Annotated in this window: 13 protein-coding genes; 8 read left to right on the top strand and 5 right to left on the bottom strand. The window is 66.1% G+C overall.

The window, feature by feature from the left end:
* The first annotated feature begins 374 nt into the window (after positions 1-374).
* The 5 genes from BA022_RS00155 to BA022_RS00135 all read left to right on the top strand — a co-directional run bounded on the left by BA022_RS00155 (position 375) and on the right by BA022_RS00135 (position 3,412).
* Positions 375-860 (top strand): GNAT family N-acetyltransferase, encoded by a 486-nt coding sequence (locus tag BA022_RS00155; RefSeq protein WP_088886175.1) that lies wholly within the window; start codon positions 375-377, stop codon positions 858-860.
* An 84-nt stretch (positions 861-944) separates the two neighbouring features.
* A complete protein-coding gene (locus tag BA022_RS00150) occupies positions 945-1,355 on the top strand; it encodes an ester cyclase (protein ID WP_088886174.1) in 411 nt (136 codons plus the stop codon).
* Positions 1,356-1,456: 101 nt separating this feature from the next.
* Positions 1,457-2,128 carry a class I SAM-dependent methyltransferase gene (locus tag BA022_RS00145; protein ID WP_088886173.1) on the top strand — a complete coding sequence of 224 codons (672 nt, stop codon included), beginning with the start codon at positions 1,457-1,459 and terminating at the stop codon, positions 2,126-2,128.
* A 229-nt stretch (positions 2,129-2,357) separates the two neighbouring features.
* Complete coding sequence (locus BA022_RS00140) at positions 2,358-2,747, top strand: DUF488 domain-containing protein (RefSeq protein ID WP_015914045.1); 390 nt, start codon at positions 2,358-2,360, stop codon at positions 2,745-2,747.
* Positions 2,747-3,412, top strand: coding sequence for a uracil-DNA glycosylase family protein (locus tag BA022_RS00135; RefSeq protein WP_088886172.1), 666 nt, complete (start codon positions 2,747-2,749; stop codon positions 3,410-3,412). Before BA022_RS00140 ends, BA022_RS00135 begins: the two co-directional genes overlap by 1 nt.
* 60 nt (positions 3,413-3,472) lie before the next feature.
* On the opposite strand, the gene lolA is transcribed toward BA022_RS00135, so the two are convergent.
* Positions 3,473-4,111 (bottom strand): outer membrane lipoprotein periplasmic chaperone LolA, encoded by a 639-nt coding sequence (gene lolA / locus BA022_RS00130; protein ID WP_015914047.1) that lies wholly within the window; start codon positions 4,109-4,111, stop codon positions 3,473-3,475.
* A gap of 55 nt (positions 4,112-4,166) precedes the next feature.
* Positions 4,167-6,497, bottom strand: coding sequence for a DNA translocase FtsK (locus BA022_RS00125; RefSeq protein WP_088886171.1), 2,331 nt, complete (start codon positions 6,495-6,497; stop codon positions 4,167-4,169).
* 292 nt (positions 6,498-6,789) lie between these two features.
* On the opposite strand from BA022_RS00125, the gene trxB reads away from it, so the two are divergent.
* From trxB to rpmG, 3 genes are all read left to right on the top strand, one after another.
* The gene (trxB, locus tag BA022_RS00120; RefSeq protein WP_011806494.1) at positions 6,790-7,743 is read left to right on the top strand and encodes a thioredoxin-disulfide reductase; all 954 of its coding nucleotides are present in this window, start codon (positions 6,790-6,792) and stop codon (positions 7,741-7,743) included.
* Between the two features lie 232 nt (positions 7,744-7,975).
* Positions 7,976-8,209 carry a 50S ribosomal protein L28 gene (gene rpmB, locus BA022_RS00115; RefSeq protein ID WP_003058229.1) on the top strand — a complete coding sequence of 78 codons (234 nt, stop codon included), beginning with the start codon at positions 7,976-7,978 and terminating at the stop codon, positions 8,207-8,209.
* Positions 8,210-8,229: 20 nt separating this feature from the next.
* Positions 8,230-8,400 (top strand): 50S ribosomal protein L33, encoded by a 171-nt coding sequence (rpmG, locus tag BA022_RS00110; RefSeq protein WP_011806495.1) that lies wholly within the window; start codon positions 8,230-8,232, stop codon positions 8,398-8,400.
* Between the two features lie 138 nt (positions 8,401-8,538).
* Here rpmG and BA022_RS00105 read toward each other — a convergent pair whose 3' ends face one another.
* The 3 genes from BA022_RS00105 to BA022_RS00095 form a co-directional block, all read right to left on the bottom strand.
* Positions 8,539-9,750, bottom strand: coding sequence for a DesA family fatty acid desaturase (locus tag BA022_RS00105; RefSeq protein WP_088886170.1), 1,212 nt, complete (start codon positions 9,748-9,750; stop codon positions 8,539-8,541).
* A gap of 132 nt (positions 9,751-9,882) precedes the next feature.
* The gene (locus tag BA022_RS00100) at positions 9,883-11,160 is read right to left on the bottom strand and encodes an RsmB/NOP family class I SAM-dependent RNA methyltransferase (RefSeq protein WP_088886169.1); all 1,278 of its coding nucleotides are present in this window, start codon (positions 11,158-11,160) and stop codon (positions 9,883-9,885) included.
* Between the two features lie 43 nt (positions 11,161-11,203).
* Positions 11,204-13,075, bottom strand: coding sequence for a M48 family metallopeptidase (locus BA022_RS00095; protein WP_088886168.1), 1,872 nt, complete (start codon positions 13,073-13,075; stop codon positions 11,204-11,206).
* Positions 13,076-13,098: the final 23 nt, after the last annotated feature.

Raw genomic sequence — 13,098 nt, 5'->3', positions numbered from 1 at the left:
CTTCGCCCTGCAGCTGTCCTAATCTTGCTGCCGGCCGTCGCCCAATGGGGAGCGGTGCTCGAAATTGCTGCGCGTGGCCTATGGCAGTGGCTCAAGTTCGCTGGGTACGGTGGCGGTGGAGCGGCAAGTGTTTCGTGGGCAGGCGCACAATTCTTCCTCATGGCTTCTGTCGCGCTCGCGGGTGCCTATGCGGTGCTTATGCATGTCGGTAGTCGCTCAGCACGCATAGGCTTTGCATCAACATTGGTTGGAGGGTTTGTCCTTGCGGTCCTGCTGTTATCGCCACTTGTCGTCATGCGCGGCTAATTCGCCCTTCCAGCGGACCACCTTCGGCGGCCGCTGAACTCAGGGCGTTAGGCCTCAGAGCGAAAATCGTGCGTATCCGTCGCTTCAATCCTGGCGAAGAGCTGGCCCTCTTCGAGATCTACCACTCCGCAATTCATCTTGTCGCCTCTCGTGACTACACAAAAGTGCAGCTGAACGCATGGGCGCCCGCCGATCTGGATCAAGACCTTTGGAAGAACAAGATTCGCGGAATCAATCCGTTTGTTGCAGAGATTGACGGTAAGCCTGTTGGCTACGCCGATGTTCAAGAAAACGGGTACATCGATCACTTCTTTGTCTCAGGTCGGCATCCTCGTCAAGGCATTGGAAAGGCGCTGATGGCAGTGCTTGAATCTGAAGCAAGACAACTCGGGGTCGCAGAACTCACATCTGACGTCAGTCGCACTGCCCAGCCGTTCTTTCACAGCTTCGGGTTCGAGGTCGTCGAGCAGCGAACACCTGTCATCCGTGGCGTCGCAGTCCCGAATGCATTGATGCGCAAGGTTCTCAAAGGGTCGCATGCATCTGCGGCCTAACCCCTCAGTCATGGGGACGTCTTGCGCATTCGTGCAAGCGCCCCTTACCTTGAACGTTAGAGATCACGCAATTTCAGCACTGCCATGAATACTTCTTCCGCAAACAAAAAAATCGTCGCGCGCTTCAATCGCGAGGTCATTGAGCAAGGCGACATGCACGCATTCAACGAACTGGTGGCCTCCGACTTCGTCAACCACACTGCACCACCAGATACGCCCAAAGGGCCCGATGGCTTCGCTGCATTCTTTACAGACATCCTTCGTCCAGCCCTTCCTGATCTGACCGTCGAGTTGCACGATCAAATCGCCGAAGGAGACAAGGTCGTAACTCGGAAGACGATTTCCGGTACTCACCAAGGCGTGTTCCTCGGAGTTCCTCCCACGGGGCGCCGCATCACCATCCGCGTGACTGACATCGTTCGTATAAAGAATGGCCAGTACGTTGAGCACTGGGGCAACGCCGATCTTCATGGGGCTATTGCCCAGATGAAGTAGCAGCCGTGCCAAGTGAGCTCTAAGCCTCAATGGAGAGAACGTCACCCGGCAAACCGGGCGCCGCCTTTCATCGCCAACGTAGGCCGCCTCAATACCCGCATATGACCACCAACGCTGACCCGCACAACATTGCTGATTACGCGCAAAACACGTGTCGCCTCGTTCCTGGGCTATTGGACATGCGGCGTATGGCTGCGCTGCTGCTTGCAGAACATACGCCATTCAACGGCAGAGTTCTTGTTGTGGGCGCAGGCGGTGGTTTAGAGCTCAAGTGTTTTGCCGAAGCCCAGCCAGGCTGGCACTTCGAAGGCGTCGACCCCTCTTCGGAGATGCTTCAGCAGGCCCGATCAACCCTTGGCGAACTGATGTCACGCATCCGACTGCACGAGGGTTATGTTGATGTTGCGCCCCAAGATCCCTTCGACGCTGCATCCTGTCTTCAGACACTGCATTTCACATCAGCACCAGAGCGGCTGAGAACGTTGCAAGAGATCCACCGGCGTTTGAAACCAAGAGCGCCGCTGGTTGTCATGCATCTGAGCTTTGATCAAGAGCCCGAATTACGAAACGCCTGGCTTTCCCGCTACGCAGCATTTGCGACCTCTTCGGGCGTAGACCCTGCGAAGGCTCAAGCTGGTGCGCGAGCAATAGGTGAGCGGCTGGAAATCCTGTCGCCGATGCAGGACGAAGAACTGATGCGCAAAGCCGGCTTCAAGCGCGTTTCCTTGTTCTACGCCGCTTTTACGTTCCGTGGGTGGGTAGCCTATGCCTAACAATTGGCATGGCTGGGGCTGCCTGACCAATTGGTCAAGCCGACGCTGGCAAACTCCGCTTGCGGGTGACCTCCGTGCTTCGCAGTCCGGCGCGGCTTACCGCGAGTATCAGACGTTGGTTCGTGGCAGCGGTCGCGTGCACGCGCTACGCTAGCAGCGTTGCCGCCACTGTGCAGCGCGGCTGAGTTCAGGTGTTAGCTCTTCCTGTCGCCCGTATCTGTACCCCACCATGCCCATCCGCATCGTCCGCCTCGGCACTCCCCGCGCACGCGATGAAGGCACGCGCATCGGCACCGTGCGCCGCCCGCCGCGCGGCGTGCCCAAGGAGCAGTTCGCGGCGCAGGACTGGTATGACGTGTGGTACCCCAACCTCTCGCCCAGCCCCGAGACCGTCAAGCGCGCCCAGGCCGCGCAGACGCCCAAGGAATGGGCCGCCTTCACTCAGCAGTTCCGCCAGGAGATGGCCACCCCGGAGAACCGCCACACCATCGCGCTGCTGGCCGCGCTGTCGCAGCACAACAATTTCTCGGTGGGCTGTTACTGTGAGGACGAGGCGCGCTGCCACCGCTCGGTGTTGCGCGCGCTGCTGTCCGAAGCCGGCGCACGCATTGCTGACTGATGGCGAAGCCACCGCGCAACGAATTGCCGGGTCATGCATTGCCGCGCAACGGACTGCCGCGCGACGAAACACGCCGCGACGAGCCGCTGGATGCGCTGCTGCGCCGCGTGCGCGCCTGCACGATCTGCGCGCCCTACCTGCCGCTGGGCCCACGCCCCGTGCTGCAGGCCGATGCACGCGCGCGTCTGCTGATCGTGGGGCAGGCACCGGGGCGCAAGGTGCATGCCTCGGGCATCCCCTTTGATGACGCGAGCGGCGAGCGCCTGCGCACGTGGCTGGGGCTGACGCGCGAGACTTTCTATGACCCGGCGCGCGTGGCCATCGTGCCGATGGGCTTTTGCTATCCGGGCCGTGGCGCCTCGGGCGACGCCCCGCCCCGCCCCGAATGCGCCCCCGCGTGGCGCGTGCCGCTGCTGGCACGGCTGCCGAACATCGCGCTGACCGTGGCCGTAGGCCAATACGCGCTGGCCTGGCATCTGGCCGCGTGCCGCGGGCAGCCGCTGGGGGAAACCGTGCGCGGCACCTGCACCCTGCCGGATGCGCCCGTCCTGGCCCTGCCGCACCCCAGCCCGCGCAACAACGGTTGGCTCAAGCGCCACCCGTGGTTCGAGTCCGAGTTGCTGCCGCTGGTGCGGGCACGCGTGGCGACCGTGCTGGCGGTTTAGAGCAAAACAGGGCTCTAGCGCTTACCCCATAAGCGCTAGCAGCTATCGAAACAGAAGCATCTACTGCGAGAGCACATCCGCCCCCGCAGGCGGCTTGAACTGGAAGGTGCCTGCCGGCAGCGCCGGGTTGAGCTGCATGCCGGTGAAGCGGATCAGCGAGCGCTGCCCAAAGCTGTCCAGGATGTCCAGCGCCGCCAGTTGCTCCCCCGCGAAGCCCACGCGCACGCTCTTGAGCTGGCCATCCTTGGCCTTGGGCGTAGCCAGCACCCACTGCAGGCCGTCCTGCTCGGGCGCCGACTCCAGCGCGAAGTCGGCGCGCAGCGCCGCCAGGTCGGGCGCGGACGCGAGCAGCGCCGCGGGCGTGCTGCCCAGCGCCTTGGATTGCGTGCGCTGGGTCACCTGGTTCAAGTCCGCGTCGTACAGCCACAGGGTCTGCCCATCGGCCACGATGAGCTGCTCAAACGGCTTGCGGTAATGGAACTTGAAGCGTCCCGGACGCTGGAACTCAAAACTGCCGCTGGAGGTCTTGGTGCGGCCCGCCTGGCCGTCCTTGGGCGGCGAGGTCACGGTCTGCGTGAACTCGGACCGGCCGCTCTGGGCGGACTTCATGAAGGTTTCAAGGCTTTTCAGGCCGTCAGCCCAGGCGCAACCAGCGCCAGCAGCTATCAAAATCGCAGCAAATATTTTCTTCAACACCATTTCTCCATGCAAGCGGTTGCGTGGACAGCGGGCCAGGGAGCGTGCCCAGGCAGCTTTACTCGCTGCGCGCGGGCACCAGCACCTCGCGCTGGCCGCTGGCGGTGAGTGCGCTCACCAGGCCGGCCTTCTCCATGTCTTCGAGGAGGCGCGCGGATCGGTTGTAGCCAATGCGCAGCTTGCGCTGCACGTAGGAGATGCTGGCCTTGCGGTCTTTCAGCACCACCTCCACGGCCTGGTCGTACATGGGGTCCTTCTCGCCGCCGCCTTCGCTGTCGCCAATGCCGAAGCCGCTGTCGTCGCCCTCGACGGTACCGCCTTCCAACACCCCTTCGATGTAGTCCGGCTCCCCTTGTTCCTTCAAGTAGCTGACGACACGGTGCACCTCTTCATCGGAGACAAAGGCGCCGTGCACGCGGATGGGCAGGCCCGTGCCGCTGGCCATGTAGAGCATGTCGCCCATGCCCAGCAAGGCCTCGGCGCCCATCTGGTCCAGGATGGTGCGGCTGTCGATCTTGCTGCTGACCTGGAAGGCGATGCGCGTGGGGATGTTGGCCTTGATCAGGCCGGTGATCACGTCCACGCTGGGGCGCTGCGTGGCCAGAATCAAATGGATGCCGGCAGCGCGCGCCTTCTGCGCCAGGCGGGCGATGAGCTCCTCGATCTTCTTGCCCACGACCATCATCAGGTCGGCCAGCTCGTCGATCACCACCACGATGTGCGGCAGCCGCTCCAGCGGCTCCGGGCTCTCCGGTGTGAGGCTGAAGGGGTTGGGGATGTGCTCCTCGCGCGCCTTGGCGTCGTCTATTTTCGTGTTGTATCCCGCGAGGTTGCGCACGCCCAGCTTGCTCATGAGCTTGTAGCGGCGCTCCATTTCGGCCACGCACCAGTTCAGCCCGTGGGCGGCCTGTTTCATGTCGGTGACCACCGGCGCGAGCAGGTGCGGGATGCCCTCGTAGACCGACATTTCCAGCATCTTGGGGTCGATCATCAGCAGGCGCACGTCGCGCGCCTCGGCCTTGTAGAGCAGCGAGAGGATCATGGCGTTGATCCCCACCGACTTGCCCGAGCCCGTCGTGCCCGCCACCAGCACGTGCGGCATCTTGGCCAGGTCCGCCACCACGGGCGCGCCCACGATGTCCTTGCCCAGGCCCATGGTCAGCAGGCTCTTGGCGTCGTGGTAGACCTGCGAGCCCAGGATCTCCGACAAACGGATGGTCTGGCGTTTGGCGTTGGGCAGTTCCAGCGCCATGAAGTTCTTGCCAGGAATGGTCTCGATCACGCGGATGGACACCAGCGACAGCGAACGCGCCAGGTCCTTGGCCAGGTTCACGATCTGCGAGCCCTTCACGCCCGTGGCGGGCTCGATCTCGTAGCGCGTGATCACCGGGCCGGGCATGGCGGCCACCACGGTGACGTCCACGCCGAAGTCCTTGAGCTTCTTCTCGATCAGGCGGCTGGTCATCTCCAGCGTCTCGGGCGACACGGTCTCCTGGCGCGCCTGCGCGGCGTCCAGCAGGTCCACCTGCGGCAGGTTGCTGTCGGGCATCTCGCTGAACAGGGGTTTCTGGCGCTCCTTCACCACGCGGGTGCTCTGCACCACATCGGACAGCACGGGCTCGATGATGGTGACAGGCTGCGGGTGCTGCACCTCAATCTCGTGGCGCTCTTCCTGCACCACTTCCTCGCGCTCGCGCGCGGCGCGCCGCCCCACGGCCACGTCCTTGGCCTTCTCGCGCCGCGCCCGGCCGCGCTGCACCAGCGCATCGATGCGCCCACCCAGGCGCTCGGCCAGATGTCCCCAGGAGAAACGGAACACCAGCGCCGCGCCCAGCACGACCACCACCACGCCAGCCAGGCCCGAGCCCGTGAACCCGAGCCAGCGCACGGCCAGCGGCCCCGTCATATAGCCCAGCATGCCGCCCGCATGGCCGGGCAGCAGGGCTTCGAACCGGTACAGCCGCGACCATTCCAGTGCCGTGCTGGCGCACAGCAGCAGCGCCAGGCCGCCCCAGAATACGCCGCGGCGCTGCCACGGCGCGTGGCCTGCGGCGCCATCGCCGCGCATCCAGCGCGCCAGCGACGCAAACCAGGCGCGCACGCCCGCGGCGACGCACCACCAGACGGAAAAGCCCAGCACGAAGTAGCTGCCGTCGGCGAGCCACGCCCCGAGCCTGCCCACCCAATTGGACAGCGGCTGTCCATTGCCCGCACCCGATGTGGACCAGGCCGCATCCTGCGCGGAATAGCTCACGAGGGCCAGCAGCCAGAACACCAGGCCCAGCAGGCCCAGCACCAGGCCGATCTCATGGCCGAAGCGCGCCGCGCCGGTGCGTGGCGCCGACTTGCTGGAGGAAGAAGCGTTCAGGGTGTTGAGGGAGTACGTCATGGGATAAGAGCGCGCAAGCTTACCCCATGCCGACGACGCGTCTGTGCGCCGTGCGCTGCGTGCGGCAGCCCGCCCCAGGCCTGCCGGCTGCGCGCCTTTTTGTCACTGCGCTGCGCCAGCGCAAAGGCCGATACGCCCGCCCCGGCCGTGTTATTCATGGCTTCTTACAATGGCCGCGATTGAAAACCCGACCGCAGGCGCCCGCGCGGACCGGTTGATACTGGGGGGCCCGGCCCCAGGTTCTTTCGGGGCACGCCGGTCGCCCGGCATAACAAAACCTTACTTTTCAGCCATGTCCACTACCCAACACGCCAAAGTCATGATCCTCGGCTCCGGCCCGGCGGGCTACACCGCCGCGGTGTACGCCGCGCGCGCCAACCTCAACCCCGTGCTCATCACGGGCCTGGCCCAGGGCGGCCAGCTCATGACCACGACCGAGGTGGACAACTGGCCCGCCGACGTGCACGGCGTGCAGGGCCCCGAGCTGATGCAGCGCTTCCAGGAGCATGCCGAGCGCTTCAAAACGCAGATCGTGTTCGACCATATCAGCCAGGTGGACCTGTCCAAGCGCCCCTTCACCCTTACGGGCGACAGTGGCACCTACACCTGCGACTCCCTCATCATCGCCACGGGCGCATCGGCCAAGTACCTGGGCCTGCCCTCCGAGGAAGCCTTCATGGGCAAGGGCGTGTCCGCCTGCGCCACCTGCGACGGCTTCTTCTATCGCGAACAGGACGTGTGCGTGGTCGGCGGCGGCAACACCGCCGTGGAGGAAGCGCTGTACCTGTCCAACATCGCCCGCAAGGTGACGCTGGTGCACCGCCGCGACAAGTTCCGCGCCGAGCCCATCCTGATCGACAAGCTCATGGAGAAGGTGGCGGCCGGCAAGATCGAGCTCAAGACCTTCTTCACGCTGGACGAGGTGCTGGGCGACGCCACCGGCGTGACCGGCATCCGCCTCAAGCACACCGAAGACGGCCACACCGAGGACATCGCGCTGCAAGGCTGCTTCATCGCCATCGGCCATGCGCCCAACACCGACATCTTCCAGGGCCAGCTGGCGATGGAAAACGGCTACATCGTGACCCAGGGCGGCCTCAAGGGCTTTGCCACGCAGACCAGCGTGCCGGGCGTGTTCGCCGCCGGCGACGTGCAGGACCATGTGTACCGCCAAGCCATCACCAGCGCCGGCACGGGCTGCATGGCCGCGCTGGACGCGCAGCGCTTCCTGGAACAGCAGGAATAACGCACTAAGCCCGCGCATTCGGCTCCTGCAGGTTTCGGCATGCAGGGGCTTTTTGATATTCGGGCTATAATGCGCGGCTTTGCCAAATCCTGCGCCTGCAAGTTGCAGCGCAAAGGCTGCGGCGACCGGGTTACCGCCACCCGTTCAAACTGGCGAGGTGAGGCTGACCGGCACGCTCCTGCTCTCGCGGGACTTCAGCGCCGGCAGCCGTTGCAACTATCGGAGTGTCCTGATGGCACGCGTATGTGAAGTAACGGGCAAGAAGCCCATGGTGGGAAACAACGTCTCCCACGCCAACAACAAGACCAAGCGCCGTTTCCTGCCCAACCTGCAGTACCGCCGTTTCTGGGTGGAAAGCGAGAACCGTTGGGTGCGCCTGCGCGTGTCCAGCGCCGCTCTGCGCCTGATCGACAAGAACGGTATCGACTCCGTGCTCGCAGACATGCGTGCCCGTGGCCAAGCCTAATTTCCTCAAGGAGAACAACCATGGCTTCCAAAGGCGGACGCGAAAAGATCAAGCTGGTGTCCACGGCCGAAACCGGTCACTTCTACACCACCACCAAGAACAAGAAGACGATGCCTGAGAAGATGTCGATCATCAAGTTCGACCCCAAGGCTCGCAAGCACGTCGAGTACAAGGAAGCCAAGCTGAAGTAATTCGGCCCGGCTCCTGTCAAAAAGCCGCCCGGCGTTGCGCCCGGCGGCTTTTTTCATGTCCAGCGTGGGCATAAAAAACCGCGGCACCCTTCCGGGTTGCCGCGGTACTGCGGTCAGAAGAGCCAGCCGCCGTGTCGCTCAGGCGTGGGCTGCCCGCAGCTTCAGCGAGAACTCCTTGAGCGCCGCGATGCCGCTGGCCTCGGCCCGCTGGCACCAGGCCTGCAGGTCTGCCGTCAGCTGGTCGCGCGACTGCGAGGTGTTGAGCCAGAGCTGGCGCAGCTCCTCGCGCATGGTGACCATCTTGTCGAGTACGGGGTGCGCCGCGCGCACTTCGGCCAGCGTCGGCTGGGCCTGCGCAGGGACCTTCTCGGCGTCGCGGTGCAGCCAGCGCTTGGCGCGCTTGAGGGCCGACACATCGGCCTTGCGCGCCTTGAGCGCGGCGATCTCGTCCTTGCAGGCCTGGCGCACGCCGCGTGCATAGCCAGCCATGACCTCGTAGCGGTTGGCGATGAGCGCCTCCAGCGTCTTTTCGTCGGCCACAGGCTTCACGGCGCCCAGGCGCAGCTTGGGCGGCACCTTCTTGACCTTGGCCCAGCCCAGGCGCTGCAACGCGCTGATGTAGAGCCAGCCCACGTCGAACTCGTACGGCTTGACCGAGAACTTCGCGGCCGTCGGATAGGTGTGGTGGTTGTTGTGCAGTTCTTCACCGCCAATCACAAGGCCCCAGGGCACGAGGTTGGTGGAGGCGTCCTGCGCCTCGAAGTTGCGGTAACCCCAATAGTGGCCCACGCCGTTGACCACGCCCGCGGCCCAGAACGGGATCCACGCCATCTGCACGGCCCACACGGCGGCGCCCACGGCGCCGAACAGCACTAGGTTGATGACCAGCATCAGCCCCACGCCCTGCCAGGTGAAGCGGCTGTAGACGTTGCGCTCCATCCAGTCGTCCGGCGTGCCATGGCCGAACTTCTTCAGCGTCTCGGCGTTGGCCGCCTCGGCACGGTACAGCTCGGCCCCGCGCCACATCACGGTGCGCAGGCCGCGCGTCTGCGGGCTGTGGGGGTCGTCGGGCGTCTCGCACTTGGCGTGGTGCTTGCGGTGGATGGCCACCCATTCCTTGGTGACCATGCCCGTGCCCAGCCACAGCCAGAAGCGGAAGAAATGCGCAGGCACAGGCCCCAGGTCCAGCGCACGGTGCGCCTGCGAGCGGTGCAGGAAGATCGTCACCGCCGCGATCGTGATGTGGGTGGTGGCCAGGGTGTAGAGCACGATCTGCCACCAGGCCAGGTCCCACGCGCCATGCGCCAGCCAGTCGAGCGCGGTATTCCACGCGGCGCCATCAAACAACATACAAACCTCGATCCACTATCCAATACCGCCGCGCAGCCGGCGACGTTCCACATTGTCGGGCGCCGTCTCCGCGGACCGGAACATGCCCGGCCGCCAGGATGGCTTCGCGTTGCGTGCCAGCGCGTAGGAAAGTTACGCGCGGCGGGTCCAGACGGCAGCGAAGAAACCGTCCGTCTGGTGCAGATGAGGCCACAGCCGCAGATATCCAGTGCCGCTGGCGCCGCCATGGCACAGGCGTGCGGCATCGGGCACCTTCAGCTGCGTGAGCAGCGCGCAGGCGTCCTGCGGCTCGAAATCGGCATGCGCCGCGCCGAAGGCTTCGGCAATGGCCTCGTTTTCCTGCGGCAGCACGCTGCACGTGGCATAGACCAGCCGCCCGCCAGGTTTGACCAGGCGCGCCGCGCTTTCCAGGATAGCGGTCTGCTTACCGGCAAGCTCCCGTAGCGCCTCGGGCGATTGGCGCCACTTCAGGTCGGGGTTGCGGCGCAGCGTGCCCAGGCCCGAACAGGGGGCGTCCACCAGCACGCGGTCGATCTTGCCGGCCAGGCGTTTGACGCGCTCGTCGCGCTCGTGGGCGATGGCCGCGGGGTGCACGTTGGACAGGCCCGAGCGCGCCAGGCGGGGCTTGAGCGCCTCCAGCCGATGGGCCGACACGTCGAAGGCGTACAGCCGCCCCGTGCTGCGCATGGCCGCGCCGATGGCCAGCGTCTTGCCGCCGGCACCGGCGCAGAAGTCCACCACCATCTCGCCGCGCTTGGCGTCCAGGAGCAGCGCGAGCAACTGCGAGCCCTCGTCCTGCACCTCGATGGCGCCGCGCGTGAACGCGTCCAGCTTGGTGAGCGCAGGCTTGCCGGCGATGCGCAGTCCCCAGGGAGAGTAAGGTGTCACTACCGATTTGATAGCTGCTTGCGCAAGCTCCTTCTGCACCTGGTCGCGTTTTTCCTTCAAGGCATTGACGCGCAGGTCCAATGGCGCAGGCTGCGCCAGGCTGTCGGCCAGGGCCCAGAAGCCGCTCTCGCCCAGCTGCTCCTTGAGCGGCGCCACCAGCCATTCGGGCAGGTTGTGGCGGTGCGGCGCCAGCAGGTCTTCAGGACGCACGGCGTCGCACTGGTCCAGCCAGGACTTTTCCTGCTCGGTCAGTGCGCTCTTGACGAAGTCGCGCGGGCCGTGAAAGCCCAGGATGGCCAGGCGCCGCTCCTTGGGGCCCGCGCCCGAGCGCGCGAGCTGCTCGAACAACAGCTTCTTGCGCAGGACGTTGTAGACGGTTTCGGCCAGCGTGGCGCGCTCACGGGGGCCCAGGCCGCGGTGCTCGCGGAAGTAGCGCGAGACCACTGCGTCGGCCGGGTGTTCAAAAGTAAGGACCAGCCTGACGAGTTCCGCGCAGGCGTCCACAAGGGCTTTGGGATGCATGGCGTGATTGTCCCATCTCGCGCCCGCATCATCCGCCGCCGCCTCAAGCCCCTCCGGGCCCGGCGTGCACAGGTTCGAACGCCTGGCGCTCGATGTCCTCCAGCGCCGCCGTGTCACCGGCCGCGAGCACCAGCACCTGTCCCGGCAGTTCCAGCTCGCTCTCCAGACGGCGGCACAGGGCAAAGCGCGCCTGCGCATCCAGACCGCGCAATTGCACGAACAGCAGGTAGGTGCGCCGCTGGGGCATGGCGCGCAGTTGCTTGCACACCAGCCAGGCGCGCGCCACCGCGCGGTGCAGGGTCAGCTCGGCCTGCAACTCGCCGAGCTCAAACGCGCTCAGATCGTGGCGCGTCACGCGCTGGAAGAAGGGCGTGTCGTACAGCTCCTCCAGGGCGGCATCCTCCACCTCCTCCGCCTGGCGCACGCGCTCGCGCCAGCGCTTGAGGGCCTCGGCGTCATAGTCCCCACCGGCCTCGGCACGCTGCTCCAGCGCCTGCACCGCGCCCCGGGCCGCACCCCAGCGATGGGTGGGACTGCCGTCCCACAACGCCTCACAGCAGCGCAGGCGCCCTGCCACGTCCTGTGGCGCCAGGCTGTCGGCCAGCCCGAGCAGCGCACCCACATGGGCGGGTTCGCGCGCCAGCACGCGCTCGTACAGCGTCTGCACGGCGGCCTGCGGGTCCAGCCGGCGCATCAACCGCGCCAGCTCCACGGTCTCGGTGGCGCTGTTGCCAGCCTGGGTGGACTGCAGGGTGCGCACGCGCTCCTGCAACCGCTGCAGGCGGGCGTGGTGCTGCTTCCACACCGTGGCGTTGGCCTTGCACCACTGGTCATCGAAGTGCGCCAGCCAGCCGCGCGCCTGCGCCCCCAGCAGCGACAGCGCCCCGCGCTGCGACCACGGCGGCAGCGTGGGGCGCCCACCCGTGAGCGCCTCCACCCGGTCGCGCAACACGGGATGGGTGTCGTCCACGCCGCTCAGGCGCCGTACCGCTTCGCGCAGCGCCGTCTGGGCGAAGGCCGGCTCCGGCGGCAGTGCCAGCAGGCGCTGCAGGGCGCCGTAGGGCCCGGCGGGCAGCGGTTGGGACAGCGCGCCCTGCCAGTGCTGGCGCCAGAACTGCTCGCCCAGCCAGGCGCCCTTGATCTCGACCTCGGTGAGCGCGGCGGCCACCTCATCCTGGCCCAGCAGGCGCGCGGCGATGCGGTCGGCCTCGTATTCGTCCTGGCGGGCCAGGGCGAAGGTCTTGGCGGCAAAGCGCGGCCAGTACCAGTCCAGAAACGCCCGCGTGGCCACGGCCATGGGGCCGGCATCGTCCTGCATGCCCTCGTGCAGGCGGTGCCAGCTCAGGCGGGTGCGGTAGATCCAGGCCGCAAAGCGCCCGTGGTCGCCACGCAGGTGGCCGTATTCGTGGGCCAGCACCGCCAGCAGGCGCTTTTTGTCCAGCGCCATGAGCAGCGGCAGACCGACGGTGAGCTGATTGCGCGCACCGCCCAGCATGCCCCAGCGTGCCTCCTGGCGGATGCTGGCGTTGAAGTCGTCGTCCAGATACACCTCGTGGATGGGCGGCCCCTTGATCTTGCGGCGGATGCGCTCCAGCGCATCGAACAGTGCCGGCGCCTCACGCGCGGTGATCTGTACGCCCTGGGGCGGGCTGCGCGGCACCCACAGCGCACGCAGGCTCAGCCATAACAGGCCGCACGCGGCCATCACAATCCATACCCAGGCGAAGCGGAACTTGCCGTGGAGGAGTTGGGGCACCACCCACACCAGCATGCCCACGGCCAGCGCCAGGCAGCCCAGCACCCAGGCGTAGCCCAGCGCCGCAAAGGCGGCCACGCCGCGGCGGTAGGCACGGCTGTCGTCGGCGCTGGCCATCTCGCTCATGCGCACCATGTGTATGAAGTCCGCCTTCTCCATCAACCGCCCTCCCGTTGTGATGC

Origin of the sequence: Diaphorobacter nitroreducens, from assembly GCF_002214645.1 — a bacterium.
GTDB classification, from domain to species: Bacteria; Pseudomonadota; Gammaproteobacteria; order Burkholderiales; family Burkholderiaceae_C; genus Diaphorobacter; species Diaphorobacter nitroreducens.
The sequence above is the reverse complement of the archived record's forward strand: the minus strand, read 5'-3'. Positions and strand labels throughout refer to the sequence as shown.

Coding starts and splice junctions, on each gene's coding strand:
- BA022_RS00135 (WP_088886172.1), top strand. CDS start 2,747: ATGGCGAAGCCACCGCGCAACGAATTGCCGGGTCATGCATTGCCGCGC.
- rpmB (WP_003058229.1), top strand. CDS start 7,976: ATGGCACGCGTATGTGAAGTAACGGGCAAGAAGCCCATGGTGGGAAAC.
- trxB (WP_011806494.1), top strand. CDS start 6,790: ATGTCCACTACCCAACACGCCAAAGTCATGATCCTCGGCTCCGGCCCG.
- BA022_RS00145 (WP_088886173.1), top strand. CDS start 1,457: ATGACCACCAACGCTGACCCGCACAACATTGCTGATTACGCGCAAAAC.
- lolA (WP_015914047.1), bottom strand. CDS start 4,111: ATGGTGTTGAAGAAAATATTTGCTGCGATTTTGATAGCTGCTGGCGCT.
- BA022_RS00105 (WP_088886170.1), bottom strand. CDS start 9,750: ATGTTGTTTGATGGCGCCGCGTGGAATACCGCGCTCGACTGGCTGGCG.
- rpmG (WP_011806495.1), top strand. CDS start 8,230: ATGGCTTCCAAAGGCGGACGCGAAAAGATCAAGCTGGTGTCCACGGCC.
- BA022_RS00100 (WP_088886169.1), bottom strand. CDS start 11,160: ATGCATCCCAAAGCCCTTGTGGACGCCTGCGCGGAACTCGTCAGGCTG.
- BA022_RS00095 (WP_088886168.1), bottom strand. CDS start 13,075: ATGGAGAAGGCGGACTTCATACACATGGTGCGCATGAGCGAGATGGCC.
- BA022_RS00150 (WP_088886174.1), top strand. CDS start 945: ATGAATACTTCTTCCGCAAACAAAAAAATCGTCGCGCGCTTCAATCGC.
- BA022_RS00125 (WP_088886171.1), bottom strand. CDS start 6,497: ATGACGTACTCCCTCAACACCCTGAACGCTTCTTCCTCCAGCAAGTCG.
- BA022_RS00140 (WP_015914045.1), top strand. CDS start 2,358: ATGCCCATCCGCATCGTCCGCCTCGGCACTCCCCGCGCACGCGATGAA.